The sequence below is a fragment of the Burkholderia sp. AU28863 genome, assembly GCF_002223195.1.
Classification (GTDB): domain Bacteria; phylum Pseudomonadota; class Gammaproteobacteria; order Burkholderiales; family Burkholderiaceae; genus Burkholderia; species Burkholderia sola.
Map to the genome: position 1 here is coordinate 95,362 of NZ_NKFE01000002.1, position 14,695 is coordinate 110,056.

Below are 14,695 nucleotides of genomic sequence, written 5' to 3' on the forward strand. Positions count from 1 at the left end.
GGCGCGCGCGCTTAAGCACCGAAAGAGTTGTACTAAACTAGCGAGACGGCGCGGCACCGGTTTGGCCGGTACGCGCCTGATTCTTTTCATTTTCCACGACGACACCCGATTGCTATGTTGCTGATTCCGGCCATCGACCTCAAAGACGGTCAGTGTGTGCGCCTCAAACAGGGCGATATGGACCAGGCCACGATTTTCTCCGAGGACCCGGCGGCGATGGCCCGCAAGTGGGTCGATCTCGGCGCCCGACGGCTCCATCTCGTCGACCTGAACGGCGCATTCGCCGGCAAGCCGAAGAACCTCGAGGCGATCGAAGCGATCCTCGACGAAGTCGGCGACGAAATCCCCGTCCAGCTCGGCGGCGGCATCCGCAGCCTCGAGACGATCGAGAAGTATCTCGACGCCGGCCTGTCCTACGTGATCATCGGCACCGCGGCAGTGAAGAACCCGGGCTTCCTGCAGGACGCGTGCACCGCGTTCTCCGGCAGCATCATCGTCGGGCTGGACGCGAAGGACGGCAAGGTCGCGACCGACGGCTGGAGCAAGCTGACCGGCCACGAAGTGATCGATCTCGCGAAGAAGTTCGAGGACTACGGCGTCGAATCGATCGTCTACACGGACATCGGCCGCGACGGGATGCTGCAAGGCATCAACATCGACGCGACCGTGAAGCTTGCGCAGGCGGTCGGCATCCCGGTGATCGCGTCGGGCGGCCTGTCGAACCTCACGGACATCGAGAGCCTGTGCGAAGTGGAAGAGCACGGCGTCGAAGGCGTGATCTGCGGCCGGGCGATCTACTCCGGCGATCTCGATTTCGCGGCCGCGCAAAAGCGCGCGGACGAACTGAACGGCGAACTCGACAACGCGTAACCGCGATCGTCCCGTTCGCCGGGGCTGCCCGCGGGCGGCCCCGACCGGAAGCCTCGCGCGAGGCTTCCGCAACCGGCCGTCCCAGCGCGGCATTTGGCGCAACATCATGGCTCTAGCTAAACGCATCATCCCCTGCCTGGACGTGACCGCCGGGCGTGTCGTCAAGGGCGTCAATTTCGTCGAGCTGCGCGACGCCGGCGACCCCGTCGAAATCGCCCGCCGCTACGACGACCAGGGTGCCGACGAACTGACCTTCCTCGACATCACCGCGACGTCCGACCAGCGCGACCTGATCCTGCCGATCATCGAAGCCGTCGCGTCGCAGGTCTTCATTCCGCTGACCGTCGGCGGCGGCGTGCGCGCCGTCGAGGACGTGCGGCGCCTGCTGAACGCGGGCGCGGACAAGGTCAGCATGAATTCGTCGGCGGTCGCGAATCCGCAGCTCGTGCGCGACGCGGCCGACAAGTACGGCTCGCAGTGCATCGTCGTCGCGATCGACGCGAAGCGCGTGTCTGCCGACGGCGAGACGCCGCGCTGGGAAGTGTTCACGCACGGCGGCCGCAAGAACACGGGCCTCGACGCGATCGAATGGGCGCGCAGGATGGCCGAGCTCGGGGCGGGCGAGATCCTGCTCACGAGCATGGACCGCGACGGCACGAAATCGGGCTTCGACCTCGCGCTCACGCGCGGCGTGTCGGACGCGGTGCCGGTGCCGGTGATCGCGTCGGGCGGTGTCGGCTGCCTGCAGGATCTCGCGGACGGCATCAAGGACGGCCGCGCCGACGCGGTGCTGGCCGCGAGCATCTTCCACTACGGCGAGCACACGGTCGGCGAGGCGAAGCGCTTCATGGCCGACCAGGGCATCGCGGTGAGGCTGTGATGAATACCGAAACGAAATCGGTGCCCGCGTGGCTCGACAAGGTCCGCTGGGACGACAACGGCCTCGTGCCGGTGATCGCGCAGGAAGCGTCGACGAACGACGTGCTGATGTTCGCGTGGATGAACCGCGAAGCGCTCGCGAAGACGATCGAGACGCAGCGCGCGGTCTACTATTCGCGTTCGCGCAAGCGCCTGTGGTTCAAGGGCGAGGAGTCGGGCCACGTGCAGCACGTGCACGAGGTGCGGCTCGACTGCGACGAGGACGTCGTGCTGCTGAAGGTCGAGCAGGTGTCGGGCATCGCGTGCCACACCGGCCGGCATTCGTGCTTCTTCCAGAAATTCGAAGGTACGGTGGACAGCGGCGACTGGGTCGCGGTCGAGCCGGTGCTGAAAGACCCCGAACACATCTACAAATGACGCAATCGACCGAAGACACGCTGCTGCGCCTGGCGGCCGTGATCGACAGCCGCAAGGGCGGCGATCCCGATCAATCGTACGTATCGCGCCTGTTCCACAAGGGCGACGACGCCGTGCTGAAGAAGATCGGCGAAGAGGCGACGGAAGTCGTGCTGGCCGCGAAGGACGTGCGCCAGGGCGGCGCGCCAAGCGCGCTGGTCGGCGAGGTGGCCGACCTGTGGTTCCACTGCCTCGTGATGCTGTCGCATTTCGACCTGAGCCCGGCGGACGTGATCGCCGAACTCGAGCGCCGCGAAGGCCTGTCGGGCATCGAGGAAAAAGCGCTGCGCAAGCGCCGCGAGCGCGAGGAAAACGGCGGGTGACGAACAGGGCCCGCCGCGGTGGCAACAGTGCGGTAAGCTGTAAGAATTGTCATCTAACGGGGGTAGCATCATGAACGATACGTCGAACCAGTTTCCGACGCCGGCGGTGCCGGGAGCCGCGGATGCCGAGCGCCTGAACGGGCTGCGCACGCTGACCCACGTGCTGTACGGTCTTTATGCAATTCACTGGCTGACGGGCGGCGTCACGGGCATCATCGCGATCATCATCAACTACGTGAAGCGCGGCGACGTGGCCGGCACGCCGTACGCCGATCACTTCGAGTGGCAGATCCGCACGTTCTGGCGCGCGCTGATCGCTTACGTGATCGGGTTCGCGCTGATGTTCGTCGTGGTCGGATTCGTCGTGATGTTTGTCACGTGGATTTGGACGCTGTACCGTATCATCAAGGGTTGGCTGTACCTGAACGACAACAAGACGCTCGATCCGCAGGCGTGGTTCTGACCGGCCGCACGCGGGCGTTTGCAGGAGCAACATGAGTCACGATCCGAATTGCCTGTTCTGCAAGATCGCGGCAGGCGAGATCCCGAGCACGAAGGTGCACGAGGACGACGAATTCGTCGCGTTCCGCGACATCCGACCGGCGGCCGATACGCACGTGCTCGTGATTCCGCGCCGGCACCTGCCGACGCTGTCCGCGGCGGTCGACACCGATGCGCCGATGCTCGGCCGGCTGATGCTGCTCGTCGCGCGTCTGGCCGACCAGCTCGGCGTCGCGTATACGGGCGGCGAAACCGGTTTTCGCACGGCGATCAATACGGGCCCGGGCGGCGGGCAGGAGGTCTATCACCTGCACGCGCATATCCTGGCCGGCCCGCGCCCGTGGCAACGGATGGGTTGACGACGCGGGGCGTTTCCCCGCATCCGATAGTCGAAGCCGGCGCGTCGCCGGCAATTTGCGCCGCATCGCGGCGTGGTTGAGGAGAGGTTTCATCATGGGTGGATTGAGCATTTGGCACTGGCTGATCGTGCTGCTGATCGTCGCGCTGGTTTTCGGTACGAAGAAGCTGCGCAACATCGGCAACGACCTCGGTAGCGCCGTGAAGGGTTTCAAGGACGGCATGAAGGAAGGCGAAACGCCGGCGGACGCGCAGCAACTGCCGCGTTCGGGCGCGGTCGACGTCAACGCGAAGGAAACGACGCGTTCCGATTCGAACAAGGCGTAACGCCGGCACGCTGAGGCATTCGCGATGCTGGATCTCGGTCTTTCGAAGATGGCGCTGATCGGCGTCGTCGCGCTCGTGGTGCTCGGCCCCGAGCGCCTGCCGCGCGTCGCGCGTACGGCAGGCGCGCTGTTCGGCCGCGCGCAGCGGTACATCAACGACGTGAAGGCCGAGGTCTCGCGCGAAATCGAACTCGACGCGCTGCGGACGATGAAGACCGATTTCGAATCGGCCGCGCGCAATGTCGAGACGACGATTCACGACAACCTGCGCGAGCACGAGAAGGAACTGAACGACACGTGGCATTCCGCGGTCGGCGGTCTCAACGAAGGCTCGGTCGATGCCGGCGTGCACGGTAGCGACACGCCCGCGGCGCCGTCGTGGCGTGGCGGCAGCACGGCCGCGCTTGCGCCGAAGCGTCGCAACTGGCGCATCAAGCAGGCGGCGACGCCCGTCTGGTACAAGCGCGCGACGACCCGCCGCACGCACGTGCAGTCGGGCGCCGCGCGTGTCGCGCGCCACCAGCCGGCCAGCCTGCGCCGGCCGACGCGCTTCTTCTGAGTCGAGCGCATGCTCGCTCGTCAATCCTACCGAGGGCCGGTGTGAGCGACCCCCAGCAGAACCCGGGCGACGCCCCGGAAGAAACCTTCATTTCCCATCTCGTCGAGCTTCGCGATCGCATCATTCGCGCGGGGCTGGCCGTGATCGTCGTGTTCGTCGGGCTCGTGTACTGGGCGCCGGACATCTTCAAGCTGCTCGCGCGGCCGTTGATGGAGAACCTGCCGAAAGACGGCAAGATGATCGTCACCGACGTCACCGGCTCGTTCTTCGTGCCGATGAAGGTCACGATGCTCGTCGCGCTCGTGATCGCGCTGCCGATCGTGCTGTACCAGATCTGGGCGTTCGTCGCGCCGGGGCTGTACCAGCACGAGAAGAAGCTCGTCACGCCGCTCGTCGGCAGCAGCTACGTGCTGTTCCTGTGCGGGATGGCGTTCGCGTACTTCCTCGTATTCCCGACGATCTTCCGCGTGATGGCGCATTACAACGCGCCGCTCGGCGCCGAGATGACGACCGACATCGACAACTACCTGAGCTTCGTGCTCGGGATGTTCATCGCGTTCGGGGTCACGTTCGAGGTGCCGATCGTCGTCGTGCTGCTCGTCAGGATGGGCGTGCTGTCCCTGAAGAAGCTGAAGGAGATGCGGCCGTACGTGATCGTCGGCGCATTCGTGGTCGCGGCGGTCGTCACCCCGCCGGACGTGTTTTCGCAACTGATGCTCGCGCTGCCGCTGATCGTGCTGTTCGAGATCGGCCTCTTGGCCGCGCGGTTCTTCGTGCCGAAGAAGCCGGTGGAAGAGAGTGAGGCGGGGAACGGCGAAGCCGCGAGTTGACGGCGGCGCCGCGGCGGCTTTCCGGCCCGGCCGGGGGCGCCGGGTACCGCGTTGGGCCGCCAGCCGGCGCATCGCAAAGCTTACCTTCCGCCAGACGCCGTTTGAAGCAAAGCAAAAAGGCAGCCAACCGGCTGCCTTTTCCCGTTTCCGCGTTGCATCATGACCGGCAGGCGGTGCGCGGCCCGCCGACCGTCATTCGCTATCGCCGTCCTGCTCGTCGAGCGTCTGCTTCGGCGGCGGCGGGCGCTTGCCGATCACGACGTTCACGTCGAACTGTTTGCCCTTGCGTACGACGTGTACCTTGGTCGGCGTGCCCGGCTTGATCTGCGCGACGACGTTCAGCAGCTTCGTCGTGTCGGTGATTTCCTCGCTATTGACGCTCACCAGGATGTCGCCCGGCTTGATGCCGGCCTTGTCGGCCGGGCCGCCTTGCAGCACGCCCGCGACGATCGCGCCCGATTTCTGCTGCAACCCGAACGACTCGGCGATTTCCGGCGTGACGTCCTGCGGCTCGACGCCGATCCAGCCGCGCGTGACCGAACCCGTCGTGATGATGCTTTCGAGCACCGTGCGAGCGGTCGAGACCGGAATCGCGAAACCGATGCCGAGCGAGCCGCCCGAGCGCGAGTAGATCGCCGTGTTGATGCCGAGCAGGTTGCCGTTCACGTCGACCAGCGCGCCGCCGGAGTTGCCGGGGTTGATCGGCGCGTCGGTCTGGATGAAGTTCTCGAACGTGTTGATGCCGAGGTGGTTGCGGCCGAGCGCGCTGATGATCCCCATCGTGACCGTCTGGCCGACGCCGAACGGGTTGCCGATCGCGAGCACGACGTCGCCGACGCGCGACTGGTCGGAGCGGCCGAGCGTGATCGTCGGCAGGTTCGTCATGTTGATCTTCAGCACCGCGAGATCGGTTTCGGGATCGCTGCCGATCACCTTCGCGGTGCCCGTGCGGCCGTCGGCGAGCGCGACTTCGATCTGGTCGGCGCCGTCGACGACGTGCTGGTTCGTTAGAATGTAACCTTCAGGGCTCACGATAACGCCCGAGCCGAGGTTGGCAGCCGGTTCGTCCTGCTGCTTGCGGGCGTTGCGGTCGCCGAAGAAGTAGCGGAACAGCGGATCCTTCGCGCGCGGGTCGGGCGGCAGCGAGCCGTCCTTGCTGGAGAACACGTTGACGACGGCCGGCATCGCCTTCTGCGCGGCTTCGGCATACGACGTGGTCGCCGGTGCGCCGCCGATGCCCGGCGCGACTTCGCGCAGCGCGACGATCGGCGTGGCGAGCTGCTTGCCGAGCTGTCCTTGCCGTTGCAGCCATTGCGGCTTGAGCGTCACGACGATGAACATCAGCGCGAGCAGTACGGTCACCGCCTGCGCGAAGAACAGCCAGAAGCGTCTAAGCATCTGAATGGATTAGAGGTTTATATGGATCGGATCGAACTCGAATTGTACTTGAACAATACCCTTGAAACCGCGCGCTTCAAGGACTATTGCCCGAACGGCCTCCAGGTCGAAGGGCGCCGCAAGATCGAGAAGATCGCCACCGGCGTGACGGCGTCGGTCGCGCTACTCGAAGCCGCGCTCGAATGGGGGGCGGATGCCGTGCTCGTCCATCACGGCTATTTCTGGCGCAACGAGGCGCCGCAGATCACCGGCCGCAAGTATCAGCGGCTGAAGCTGCTGCTCGCGAACGACCTGAACCTGTTCGCGTTCCACCTGCCGCTCGACGCGCACCCCCAGTTCGGCAACAACGCGCAGCTCGGCGAAAAACTCGGCCTGATCGGCGAGCAGCGTTTCGGCGAAGGCGATCTCGGCTGGATGGCGACGCTGCCGATGCCCGTCACGCTCGAGCACTTCGTCGCGAAGGTCGAGCGCACGCTCGGCCGCACGCCGCTCGTGCTCGGCGATCCGGACACGCAGCTGCGCCGCATCGCGTGGTGCACGGGCGCCGCGCAGAGCTATTTCGACGCGGCGATCGACGCCGGCGCGGACGTGTTCCTGACCGGCGAGGTGTCCGAGTCGACCACGCATGCAGCCGCGGAGAGCGGCGTCGCGTTCGTTGCGGCGGGGCACCATGCGACCGAGCGCTACGGAATCCAGGCGCTGGGGCGCCACTTGTCCGAGGAATTCGATCTCGAACACCTTTTTATCGATATTCATAATCCGGTGTGAGCAACGAATTTGCGGCGGCGCATCGAAATTTCTCTATGTAGCACCTGCTTAAAAGAGAAATGATTTAATCGCTCCGATAGTGGGGGATAACCCTTAACTATCAAACACTTCGAAGGGATTTTCATCTCCGGGCCTTGTAAATGGCGACTCCATTCGCGCAAACTAGCGGCGGAATGGAAAGTCGTGACGGAAAATCCAACTCAGAAGTGGGGCGTGTGATGCGAGACAAGGAAGAGAAACGCGTCGACAGCGGCCGCCGTACCTGGCTGATTGCGACATCCGTAGCAGGTGGCGTAGGAGGCGTCGCCACCGTCATACCTTTCGCGGCGTCGCTTGCGCCGTCCGCGAAAGCGAAAGCGGCCGGTGCACCGGTCGAGGTCGATATCAGCGGCCTGAAGCCCGGCGAAATGGTCACCGTGCCGTGGCGCGGCAAGCCCGTCTGGATCCTGAATCGCACCGATTCGATGCTGGCCGACGTGGTCAAGGCCGACAAGGAAGTGGCCGATCCGACCACGAAATCCCCGTATTCGATGCCGTTGCCCGCGTATTGCGCGAACGAATATCGTGCACGGGCCGATCGCAAGAACATTCTCGTCGTGATGGCCGTGTGTACGCATCTCGGCTGCACGCCTAGCCAACGCTTCACGCCGGGTCCGCAGCCGAACCTGCCGGACGACTGGCCGGGCGGTTTCCTGTGCCCGTGCCACGGTTCGACCTACGACCTCGCCGGCCGCGTGTTCAAGAACAAGCCGGCGCCTCAGAATCTCGACATCCCGCCCTACATGTTCACGTCGGCGACGACCCTCGTGATCGGCAAGGACGAGAAAGGAGAAGCGTGATGGCCGCCGACAACAAGGAAGTCTCCACGACAGGTTTCACCGGCTGGATCGACCAGCGCTTCCCGCTCACGTCCACCTGGAAGAAACACGTATCCGAGTACTACGCGCCGAAGAACTTCAACTTCTGGTACTTCTTCGGCTCCCTCGCGCTGCTGGTGCTCGTGAACCAGATCGTCACGGGCATCTTCCTGACGATGAACTACAAGCCCGACTCGACGCTCGCGTTCGCGTCGGTCGAGTACATCATGCGCGAGGTGCCGTGGGGCTGGCTGATCCGCTACATGCACTCGACCGGTGCATCGATGTTCTTCGTGGTCGTCTACCTGCACATGTTCCGCGGGCTGCTGTACGGGTCGTACCGCAAGCCGCGCGAACTCGTCTGGATCTTCGGCTGCGCGATCTTCCTCTGCCTGATGGCCGAGGCGTTCTTCGGCTACCTGCTGCCGTGGGGCCAGATGTCGTTCTGGGGCGCGCAGGTGATCGTGAACCTGTTCTCGGCGATCCCGTTCGTCGGCCCGGACCTGTCGCTGTGGATTCGCGGCGACTACGTCGTGTCCGACGTCACGCTGAACCGGTTCTTCGCGTTCCACGTGATCGCGATCCCGCTCGTGCTGGTCGGACTCGTCGTCGCGCACCTCGTTGCGCTGCACGAAGTCGGGTCGAACAACCCGGACGGCATCGAAATCAAGGCGAAGAAGGACGAGAACGGCATTCCGCTCGACGGCATCCCGTTCCACCCGTACTACTCGGTGCACGATTTCCTCGGCGTGTGCGTGTTCCTGATGGTGTTCGCGCTGATCGTGTTCTTCTCGCCGGAGATGGGCGGCTACTTCCTCGAGGCGAACAACTTCGTCCCGGCGAACCCGCTGCAGACGCCGCCCGAGATCGCGCCGGTCTGGTACTTCACCGCGTTCTACGCGATGCTGCGCGCGACCACCGACCCGTTCAAGATCGTGCTGATGGTCGTGATCGCGCTGCTCGGCGTGCTCGCGTTGATCCGCGCGCGCGGCAAGTGGAAGGTCGGGCTGCCGGTGCTGGCCGCCGCGATCGTCGTGTTCATGTACCTGACGGAGTCGAAGTTCTGGGGCGTCGTCGTGATGGGCTCGGCGGTGATCTCGCTGTTCTTCCTGCCGTGGCTCGACCGCAGCCCGGTGAAGTCGATCCGCTACCGGCCGCTGTTCCACAAGGTGTTCCTCGGGGTCTTCGTCGCGGCGTTCCTGACCCTCGCGTTCCTCGGCACGCGGCCGCCCTCGCCGGCGGCGACGCTGATCGCGCAGTTCTGCGCGTTGATCTACTTCGCGTTCTTCCTCGGCATGCCCGTCTGGACGCCGCTTGGCACGTTCAAGCAGCCGCCGGAACGGGTGCGCTTCAAGCCCCATTAACGTGAGCGAGGAGAGAACGACATGAAGAAACTGCTTTCGACACTCGCGCTGATCGGGGCGACCGCCTGTGCGCTGCTGGCGGCGCCGGCCGTGCGGGCGGAGGGTAATTTTCCGCTCGACCGGGCGCCCGATAACACGGAAAATCTCGTTTCGCTTCAGCACGGCGCGCAATTGTTTGTAAACTATTGCCTGAACTGCCACAGCGCGAACCTGATGCGCTACAACCGTCTGACGGATCTGGGCATATCCCAGAAGGAGATCGAAACGAATCTCCTGTTCACGACCGACAAGGTCGGAAACACGATGTCCGTGGCGATGCGGCCCGACGACGCGAAGAACTGGCTCGGCACCACGCCGCCCGACCTGTCGGTCGAGGAGCGTGCGCGCGGCCGCGACTGGCTGTACACGTATCTGCGGAGCTTCTACCGCGACGATACGCGGCCGACCGGCTGGAACAACGCGGTGTTCGAGAACGTCGGCATGCCCCATGTGTTGTGGCAGCTGCAGGGGCAGCGCGTTGCCAAATTCGAAGACAAGACGGACGAGGAGACGGGCGAAAAGGCCCACGTGCTCGTCGGCTTCCAGCAGGTCACGCCGGGTACGCTCTCGTCGCCCGACTACGATGCTGCGGTGGCCGACCTGGTGGCCTATATGACGTGGATGTCCGAGCCGGCCCAGCAGACCCGCAAACGCCTCGGCGTGTGGGTGCTGATCTTTCTCGGTGTCCTGACTTTCCTGGCCTGGCGGCTCAATGCCGCGTACTGGAAAGATATCAAGTAAACACGCCTGACCGGCGTGGGGCCGGCGCAAGGCGGAACCCGTGAAAGGGGTTGCGCCGCGTGCCGGCCCTCGGCTTTTTTGAGGAAACGCAAATATGATGGTTCTGTATTCCGGCACAACTTGCCCGTTCTCCCAGCGTTGCCGGCTGGTGCTGTTCGAGAAGGGCATGGACTTCGAAATCCGCGACGTCGACCTGTTCAACAAGCCGGAAGACATTTCGGTGATGAACCCGTACGGTCAGGTGCCGATCCTGGTCGAGCGCGATCTGATCCTGTACGAATCGAACATCATCAACGAGTACATCGACGAGCGCTTCCCGCATCCGCAGCTGATGCCGGCCGACCCGGTGCAGCGCGCCCGCGCGCGCCTGTTCCTGCTCAACTTCGAGAAGGAACTGTTCGTCCACGTCAGCACGCTCGAGAACGAGAAGGGCAAGGCGGCGGAGAAGAATCACGAGAAGGCGCGCCTCGCGATCCGCGATCGCCTGACGCAGCTCGCGCCGATCTTCGTGAAGAACAAGTACATGCTCGGCGAGGAGTTCTCGATGCTCGACGTCGCGATCGCACCGCTGCTGTGGCGCCTGGATCACTACGGCATCGAGCTGTCGAAGAACGCCGCGCCGCTGATGAAGTATGCCGAACGGATCTTCAGCCGCCCGGCCTACATCGAAGCACTGACGCCGTCCGAAAAGGTCATGCGTCGTTAATGTTGCAATGAAGGCATGACGGAGCGGGTGGCGGCGTGCCGCGCGCCCGCTCCGGGTTCGAGGATTGTGATGCAAGAGATTTCAACGAAGCCTTATCTGCTGCGCGCGTTGTACGAGTGGTGCACCGATAACGGTTACACGCCGCATATCGCGGTGAGGGTCGACAACTCGACGCGCGTGCCGCGTCAGTTCGTGCGTGACGGCGAGATCGTGCTCAACATCAGCTTCGAGGCGACGAGCCAGCTGCAGATGGGCAACGAGTGGATCGAGTTCACGGCCCGGTTCTCCGGGAAGGCGCACAAGATCGAGATTCCGGTGGCGAACGTTCTCGCGATCTACGCGCGCGAGAACGGGCAGGGTATGGCGTTCCAGGTCGATGCGGTCGCGGGCGAAGGCGAGGATTCGGGCGCGTTCGACGATGATGTCGTGCAAGCCGATGACGCGCAGCGTGACGAGTCCGTATCGCCGTTGGCGCCGGTCGTCGGCAGCGGCGCGAACGAGGAGCCTTCCGAAGGCGCCGACGAACCGCCGAAAACCGACGGCGACGGCTCGAAAGGCGGCAGCAGACCTCGCCTCAAGATCGTGAAATGAGGTAGAATCTCGCGCTACGCCGGCTTAGCTCATCTGGTAGAGCAGTTGATTTGTAATCATCAGGTGGCGGGTTCGAGTCCTGCAGCCGGCACCAAATCCGAAAAGGGGTTACGGAGTTTTCCGTAACCCCTTTTTCGTTCATGGAGTTGCGCGCCGCGATGTCGCGAGCGCCGTCGTTCTTCCCTTTTCCTTGTCACGCCCGCGTCACGCCGCATCTCTAATGTTGCACGCTCCCGCCGCGGTAGCATTTTCGCGATCGGGGTGTGTGCGTGATCGCATCCGACGCCGTGCCCGCGTCGCGCAGGATCACCCGGGATCTCGCTCCCGCTAACGCATCGGCTTCTGCCTCCCATCCATTCCATTCGAAAACGCGATCGACGCCGATCGAACTGCATCGCGGACGATCAGGAGACAAGGACCATGTTGAGTCCGCATGAATTCTCTATGCTGCTGCGCATTGCGCGCGCGCCCGACAGTGTCGACCTCGCGCACGCGGCCTTCGCCGTGCTCGTCGAAAAGCGGCTGATCGACGACACGCAGGTACGCGTGAACGAGATAGCGGCGCGCCCCGTGCTGACGCCGATCGGCCAGATGCTGCTTGCCCGCTTCGACGAGGCGGCCTGACGGAAAAGGAAAAGGGGAAGAAGGAAGGGAGACGGCTGCAACCGCGCGTCACGCCTTCGCCGCCGCGAAAAGCGTGACGCATTGAACGCGCGGCGAACCGCTTACTGAGCGACCGGCACCGTCACGTCGCTGCCGAACCAGTGCGTCGAGATCTTCTTCAGCGTGCCGTCCTTGCGCAGCGAATCGAGCGCGTCGTTGATCGCCTTCTCGAACTTCGGGTTGCCCTTGCGGAACGGGATCGCCATCTCCTGCTTGCCGCCGTTCAGCACCGCCCCCGAGCGCAGCGGCAGGTTCGACGTCTTGATCATGTACGGCAGCATCAGGCGGTCGTCGAGCGTCGCTTCGATCCGGCCCGCGGCGAGGTCGCGCAGCTTCTCCGGCGCGCCCGGATACGTCTGCACCTCGATGCCCGGCACGCTGCGCGCCATCTGGTCGTAGTTGGTGCCGAGCGTCACGCCGAGCTTCTTGCCCTTGAAGTCCTCGAGCGACTTGAAGTTGCGCGTGTCGTCCTTGCGCTGGATCAGTTGCGCGGCCGAGTACGTGTACGGTTCGCTGAAGTCGAGCGCCTCCTTGCGCTGCGGCGTGATCGTGACCTGGTTGACGATCACGTCGAACTTGCCGGCCTGCAGCCCCGCGATGATGCCGCTCCATTCGGTCGGGACGAACTGCGTCTTCACGCCGAGCTTGCCGGCGACCGCGTTCGCGACGTCGACGTCGAAGCCCTCGAGCTGGCCCGACGTGCCGCGCGAGTTGAACGGCGGATACGTGCCTTCGAGGCCGACGCGCAGCACGCCGGCTTTCTTCACGGAATCGAGCAGGTCGTCCGCGTGCGCGGCGACGGCCGTGAAGCCGAGGGCCGACGCGAGCAGCAGGCCCGACAGCAGGAACTTCGAACGTTTCATCGCAGATCTCCAGGGTTCAGTGTCGTGGTGTGAGCGCCGGGTATCGGTCGACCCGGGGCGGCCGGAATGCGGGCACGTAGACACTACTCGCAACCGCGCCGCGCCGGAAGTCGAATTGGCCCTGATTGCAATCGATTTCACCGAAAACCGGTGACGCGTTCGCGCATGCGAATAATCCGACGAAAACCGTCCGCCGGAGGACGCCGACATCATCGGGCCAGGAGCAGATGGACATGGATTCCGGATTTTTCGCCGACATCGCGACTGACAGGTTCGAGGACGGCATTCACGTCGTCGGCTTCGCGGATCGCGACCCGCCGACGAACTACGTGATCCTGCAGCGTGGAACTGAGGACGACGAACAGGACGAGGCGCTCGGCCTCGACACGTACTATGTGGAAGTGGGCGAGCGCGGCGTGGCCGGTTATGGCGGTGTCGAATCCGTCTCGCTGCGCGGAGAAATGCTGAATATCGAACTGGCGCCGGATGCGCGATGGGCGCAAGGGCTCGGCCTTGTCACGATCGCGTTGCGCGCGACGGACGGGCTCGAGCACGTGAAGCAGGGGTTGGCGGCGGTTTTTGCGGGGACTTCGGTCATGCCACGCATCGACTGACGGGCGTTCGGCGGCGGGCGTGCGCGGAATTGGCATAATCACGGCCTGCCGCGGGTTGCTCGCGGCCGATGCAACGCAATCAATCCGGATACCACCGCAATACCCATGTCGCTCGATTCCACGACCGCAGTGTCGCTGCACCATATTCTCGAACGTCCCGGCGATTTCTCCGGGCGGCTTTACCTGCCGCCGATGCCGTGGACGCTCGATACCGAAGGGGCGTTTTTCGAAGATGCCGATGACGCGGAAGCAGACGCCGCACCTGTCGTTGCGGTGCAGTCCGGCTGGAAAGTCACGCTCGACAGCGCGACGATCGAGGACATCGTGATCGACGCACACGACCAGATCGACGAGCCGAGCGTCGCACAATTGCTCGACGCGTTCGTCTTCTACGTCGAGAACGACGCGTTTATCCTGTTCTGAAACCGAGCCGAAGGCACGGTGGCATGTTTTAGTATGGACGGTGCGAAATTGGCATCGGTTTCGAACGAATGGACCACGCGTGATGTCGACGGAGGCACGATGCGCGACCGGGATCTGAAGTCGTTCATCGTCGCGATTCGCGACATGGCGGAGCCGAATGCAGGTATCGACACACGGGTGTGCGGTCATGCGTTACGGGCTGCATGCCGTCGAACCCGAAGACATGGTTGCCGTCGCGATGTCGACGCTCGGGCGCATGCCTGTCTACGGCACGCGCATCGCGCTGTCCGAAGGCGACAACGTCGGCTGGTTCTTTCATTGCGGCGAATACCCGGACGCCGCCGATTTCTATCAGCCGCTGCACGCCACGCACCTGTCGACCTACCTGCCCTCGGTTCTGCCCTATCTGCGGTTGCCGGCCGGCGCGCGCTTTCATCATCGACGATGCCGGTTATGAAGATGTCTGGACGGCGTGACGTATCGGTACGCGATCGATCTTTGCAGCGATCCAGAGGAAGCGGGGCGGAAACGAAAAAGGACCGCCACGCGGTCCTTTTCCATGAAGCG

Annotated in this window: 21 protein-coding genes and 1 tRNA gene; 20 read left to right on the forward strand and 2 right to left on the reverse strand. The window is 64.2% G+C overall.

What is annotated here, in order from left to right; genetic code table 11:
- Positions 1-114 precede the first annotated feature (114 nt).
- The 9 genes from hisA to tatC all read left to right on the forward strand — a co-directional run bounded on the left by hisA (position 115) and on the right by tatC (position 5,101).
- Positions 115-870 carry a 1-(5-phosphoribosyl)-5-[(5-phosphoribosylamino)methylideneamino]imidazole-4-carboxamide isomerase gene (gene hisA, locus CFB81_RS01790; protein WP_006477123.1) on the forward strand — a complete coding sequence of 252 codons (756 nt, stop codon included), beginning with the start codon at positions 115-117 and terminating at the stop codon, positions 868-870.
- Between the two features lie 106 nt (positions 871-976).
- A complete protein-coding gene (gene hisF, locus CFB81_RS01795; RefSeq protein WP_069619435.1) occupies positions 977-1,750 on the forward strand; it encodes an imidazole glycerol phosphate synthase subunit HisF in 774 nt (257 codons plus the stop codon).
- Complete coding sequence (gene hisI, locus CFB81_RS01800) at positions 1,750-2,166, forward strand: phosphoribosyl-AMP cyclohydrolase (protein WP_069619436.1); 417 nt, start codon at positions 1,750-1,752, stop codon at positions 2,164-2,166. Before hisF ends, hisI begins: the two co-directional genes overlap by 1 nt.
- Complete coding sequence (locus CFB81_RS01805) at positions 2,163-2,528, forward strand: phosphoribosyl-ATP diphosphatase (RefSeq protein WP_011546603.1); 366 nt, start codon at positions 2,163-2,165, stop codon at positions 2,526-2,528. The genes hisI and CFB81_RS01805 overlap by 4 nt, the downstream gene beginning before the upstream one ends.
- 70 nt (positions 2,529-2,598) lie before the next feature.
- A complete protein-coding gene (locus tag CFB81_RS01810; protein WP_069619437.1) occupies positions 2,599-2,991 on the forward strand; it encodes a hypothetical protein in 393 nt (130 codons plus the stop codon).
- Positions 2,992-3,022: 31 nt separating this feature from the next.
- A complete protein-coding gene (locus tag CFB81_RS01815; protein WP_089434460.1) occupies positions 3,023-3,388 on the forward strand; it encodes a histidine triad nucleotide-binding protein in 366 nt (121 codons plus the stop codon).
- 94 nt (positions 3,389-3,482) lie between these two features.
- The gene (tatA, locus tag CFB81_RS01820) at positions 3,483-3,713 is read left to right on the forward strand and encodes a Sec-independent protein translocase subunit TatA (protein WP_006477115.1); all 231 of its coding nucleotides are present in this window, start codon (positions 3,483-3,485) and stop codon (positions 3,711-3,713) included.
- Positions 3,714-3,737: 24 nt separating this feature from the next.
- The gene (gene tatB, locus CFB81_RS01825) at positions 3,738-4,271 is read left to right on the forward strand and encodes a Sec-independent protein translocase protein TatB (protein WP_069619439.1); all 534 of its coding nucleotides are present in this window, start codon (positions 3,738-3,740) and stop codon (positions 4,269-4,271) included.
- Positions 4,272-4,312: 41 nt separating this feature from the next.
- Complete coding sequence (gene tatC / locus CFB81_RS01830; protein ID WP_089434461.1) at positions 4,313-5,101, forward strand: twin-arginine translocase subunit TatC; 789 nt, start codon at positions 4,313-4,315, stop codon at positions 5,099-5,101.
- A 192-nt stretch (positions 5,102-5,293) separates the two neighbouring features.
- Here tatC and CFB81_RS01835 read toward each other — a convergent pair whose 3' ends face one another.
- Positions 5,294-6,499: a Do family serine endopeptidase gene (locus CFB81_RS01835; protein WP_089434462.1), complete on the reverse strand. Its 1,206-nt coding sequence runs from the start codon at positions 6,497-6,499 to the stop codon at positions 5,294-5,296.
- A gap of 21 nt (positions 6,500-6,520) precedes the next feature.
- On the opposite strand from CFB81_RS01835, the gene CFB81_RS01840 reads away from it, so the two are divergent.
- The 8 genes from CFB81_RS01840 to CFB81_RS01875 all read left to right on the forward strand — a co-directional run bounded on the left by CFB81_RS01840 (position 6,521) and on the right by CFB81_RS01875 (position 12,189).
- Positions 6,521-7,267 (forward strand): Nif3-like dinuclear metal center hexameric protein, encoded by a 747-nt coding sequence (locus CFB81_RS01840; RefSeq protein ID WP_069619441.1) that lies wholly within the window; start codon positions 6,521-6,523, stop codon positions 7,265-7,267.
- Positions 7,268-7,485: 218 nt separating this feature from the next.
- Positions 7,486-8,106, forward strand: coding sequence for a ubiquinol-cytochrome c reductase iron-sulfur subunit (petA, locus tag CFB81_RS01845; protein ID WP_034209785.1), 621 nt, complete (start codon positions 7,486-7,488; stop codon positions 8,104-8,106).
- Positions 8,106-9,488 (forward strand): cytochrome bc complex cytochrome b subunit, encoded by a 1,383-nt coding sequence (locus tag CFB81_RS01850; protein WP_089434463.1) that lies wholly within the window; start codon positions 8,106-8,108, stop codon positions 9,486-9,488. The genes petA and CFB81_RS01850 overlap by 1 nt, the downstream gene beginning before the upstream one ends.
- 21 nt (positions 9,489-9,509) lie before the next feature.
- Positions 9,510-10,268 (forward strand): cytochrome c1, encoded by a 759-nt coding sequence (locus tag CFB81_RS01855; protein ID WP_006477108.1) that lies wholly within the window; start codon positions 9,510-9,512, stop codon positions 10,266-10,268.
- Positions 10,269-10,362: 94 nt separating this feature from the next.
- On the forward strand, positions 10,363-10,974 hold the full coding sequence (locus CFB81_RS01860; RefSeq protein ID WP_006400565.1) for a glutathione S-transferase N-terminal domain-containing protein: 612 nt from the start codon (positions 10,363-10,365) through the stop codon (positions 10,972-10,974).
- Between the two features lie 69 nt (positions 10,975-11,043).
- Entirely contained in the window at positions 11,044-11,565 is a 522-nt protein-coding gene (locus tag CFB81_RS01865) for a ClpXP protease specificity-enhancing factor (RefSeq protein WP_069619443.1), read from the forward strand.
- A gap of 18 nt (positions 11,566-11,583) precedes the next feature.
- A tRNA-Thr gene (locus CFB81_RS01870) sits at positions 11,584-11,659 on the forward strand.
- 326 nt (positions 11,660-11,985) lie between these two features.
- On the forward strand, positions 11,986-12,189 hold the full coding sequence (locus CFB81_RS01875) for a hypothetical protein (RefSeq protein ID WP_089434464.1): 204 nt from the start codon (positions 11,986-11,988) through the stop codon (positions 12,187-12,189).
- A gap of 101 nt (positions 12,190-12,290) precedes the next feature.
- Here the strand turns inward: CFB81_RS01875 and CFB81_RS01880 are convergent, their stop codons facing one another.
- Complete coding sequence (locus CFB81_RS01880; protein WP_069619451.1) at positions 12,291-13,091, reverse strand: transporter substrate-binding domain-containing protein; 801 nt, start codon at positions 13,089-13,091, stop codon at positions 12,291-12,293.
- Between the two features lie 125 nt (positions 13,092-13,216).
- Between CFB81_RS01880 and CFB81_RS01885 the strand changes: the two genes are divergently transcribed.
- The 3 genes from CFB81_RS01885 to CFB81_RS01895 all read left to right on the forward strand — a co-directional run bounded on the left by CFB81_RS01885 (position 13,217) and on the right by CFB81_RS01895 (position 14,585).
- Positions 13,217-13,705, forward strand: coding sequence for an Imm10 family immunity protein (locus tag CFB81_RS01885; RefSeq protein WP_256975915.1), 489 nt, complete (start codon positions 13,217-13,219; stop codon positions 13,703-13,705).
- A 105-nt stretch (positions 13,706-13,810) separates the two neighbouring features.
- Positions 13,811-14,128 carry a hypothetical protein gene (locus tag CFB81_RS01890; protein ID WP_069619453.1) on the forward strand — a complete coding sequence of 106 codons (318 nt, stop codon included), beginning with the start codon at positions 13,811-13,813 and terminating at the stop codon, positions 14,126-14,128.
- 157 nt (positions 14,129-14,285) lie between these two features.
- A complete protein-coding gene (locus CFB81_RS01895; RefSeq protein WP_249190553.1) occupies positions 14,286-14,585 on the forward strand; it encodes a hypothetical protein in 300 nt (99 codons plus the stop codon).
- Positions 14,586-14,695: the final 110 nt, after the last annotated feature.

Bases quoted from the DNA above. Each gene is read 5' to 3' on its own strand.
- CFB81_RS01875 (WP_089434464.1), top strand. From the start codon at position 11,986: ATGTTGAGTCCGCATGAATTCTCTATGCTGCTGCGCATTGCGCGCGCG.
- CFB81_RS01880 (WP_069619451.1), bottom strand. From the start codon at position 13,091: ATGAAACGTTCGAAGTTCCTGCTGTCGGGCCTGCTGCTCGCGTCGGCC.
- CFB81_RS01835 (WP_089434462.1), bottom strand. From the start codon at position 6,499: ATGCTTAGACGCTTCTGGCTGTTCTTCGCGCAGGCGGTGACCGTACTG.
- CFB81_RS01840 (WP_069619441.1), top strand. From the start codon at position 6,521: ATGGATCGGATCGAACTCGAATTGTACTTGAACAATACCCTTGAAACC.
- CFB81_RS01815 (WP_089434460.1), top strand. From the start codon at position 3,023: ATGAGTCACGATCCGAATTGCCTGTTCTGCAAGATCGCGGCAGGCGAG.
- tatA (WP_006477115.1), top strand. From the start codon at position 3,483: ATGGGTGGATTGAGCATTTGGCACTGGCTGATCGTGCTGCTGATCGTC.
- hisF (WP_069619435.1), top strand. From the start codon at position 977: ATGGCTCTAGCTAAACGCATCATCCCCTGCCTGGACGTGACCGCCGGG.
- tatB (WP_069619439.1), top strand. From the start codon at position 3,738: ATGCTGGATCTCGGTCTTTCGAAGATGGCGCTGATCGGCGTCGTCGCG.
- CFB81_RS01805 (WP_011546603.1), top strand. From the start codon at position 2,163: ATGACGCAATCGACCGAAGACACGCTGCTGCGCCTGGCGGCCGTGATC.
- hisA (WP_006477123.1), top strand. From the start codon at position 115: ATGTTGCTGATTCCGGCCATCGACCTCAAAGACGGTCAGTGTGTGCGC.
- hisI (WP_069619436.1), top strand. From the start codon at position 1,750: ATGAATACCGAAACGAAATCGGTGCCCGCGTGGCTCGACAAGGTCCGC.
- petA (WP_034209785.1), top strand. From the start codon at position 7,486: ATGCGAGACAAGGAAGAGAAACGCGTCGACAGCGGCCGCCGTACCTGG.
- CFB81_RS01860 (WP_006400565.1), top strand. From the start codon at position 10,363: ATGATGGTTCTGTATTCCGGCACAACTTGCCCGTTCTCCCAGCGTTGC.
- CFB81_RS01895 (WP_249190553.1), top strand. From the start codon at position 14,286: ATGCAGGTATCGACACACGGGTGTGCGGTCATGCGTTACGGGCTGCAT.
- CFB81_RS01850 (WP_089434463.1), top strand. From the start codon at position 8,106: ATGGCCGCCGACAACAAGGAAGTCTCCACGACAGGTTTCACCGGCTGG.
- CFB81_RS01890 (WP_069619453.1), top strand. From the start codon at position 13,811: ATGTCGCTCGATTCCACGACCGCAGTGTCGCTGCACCATATTCTCGAA.
- CFB81_RS01810 (WP_069619437.1), top strand. From the start codon at position 2,599: ATGAACGATACGTCGAACCAGTTTCCGACGCCGGCGGTGCCGGGAGCC.
- CFB81_RS01865 (WP_069619443.1), top strand. From the start codon at position 11,044: ATGCAAGAGATTTCAACGAAGCCTTATCTGCTGCGCGCGTTGTACGAG.
- CFB81_RS01855 (WP_006477108.1), top strand. From the start codon at position 9,510: ATGAAGAAACTGCTTTCGACACTCGCGCTGATCGGGGCGACCGCCTGT.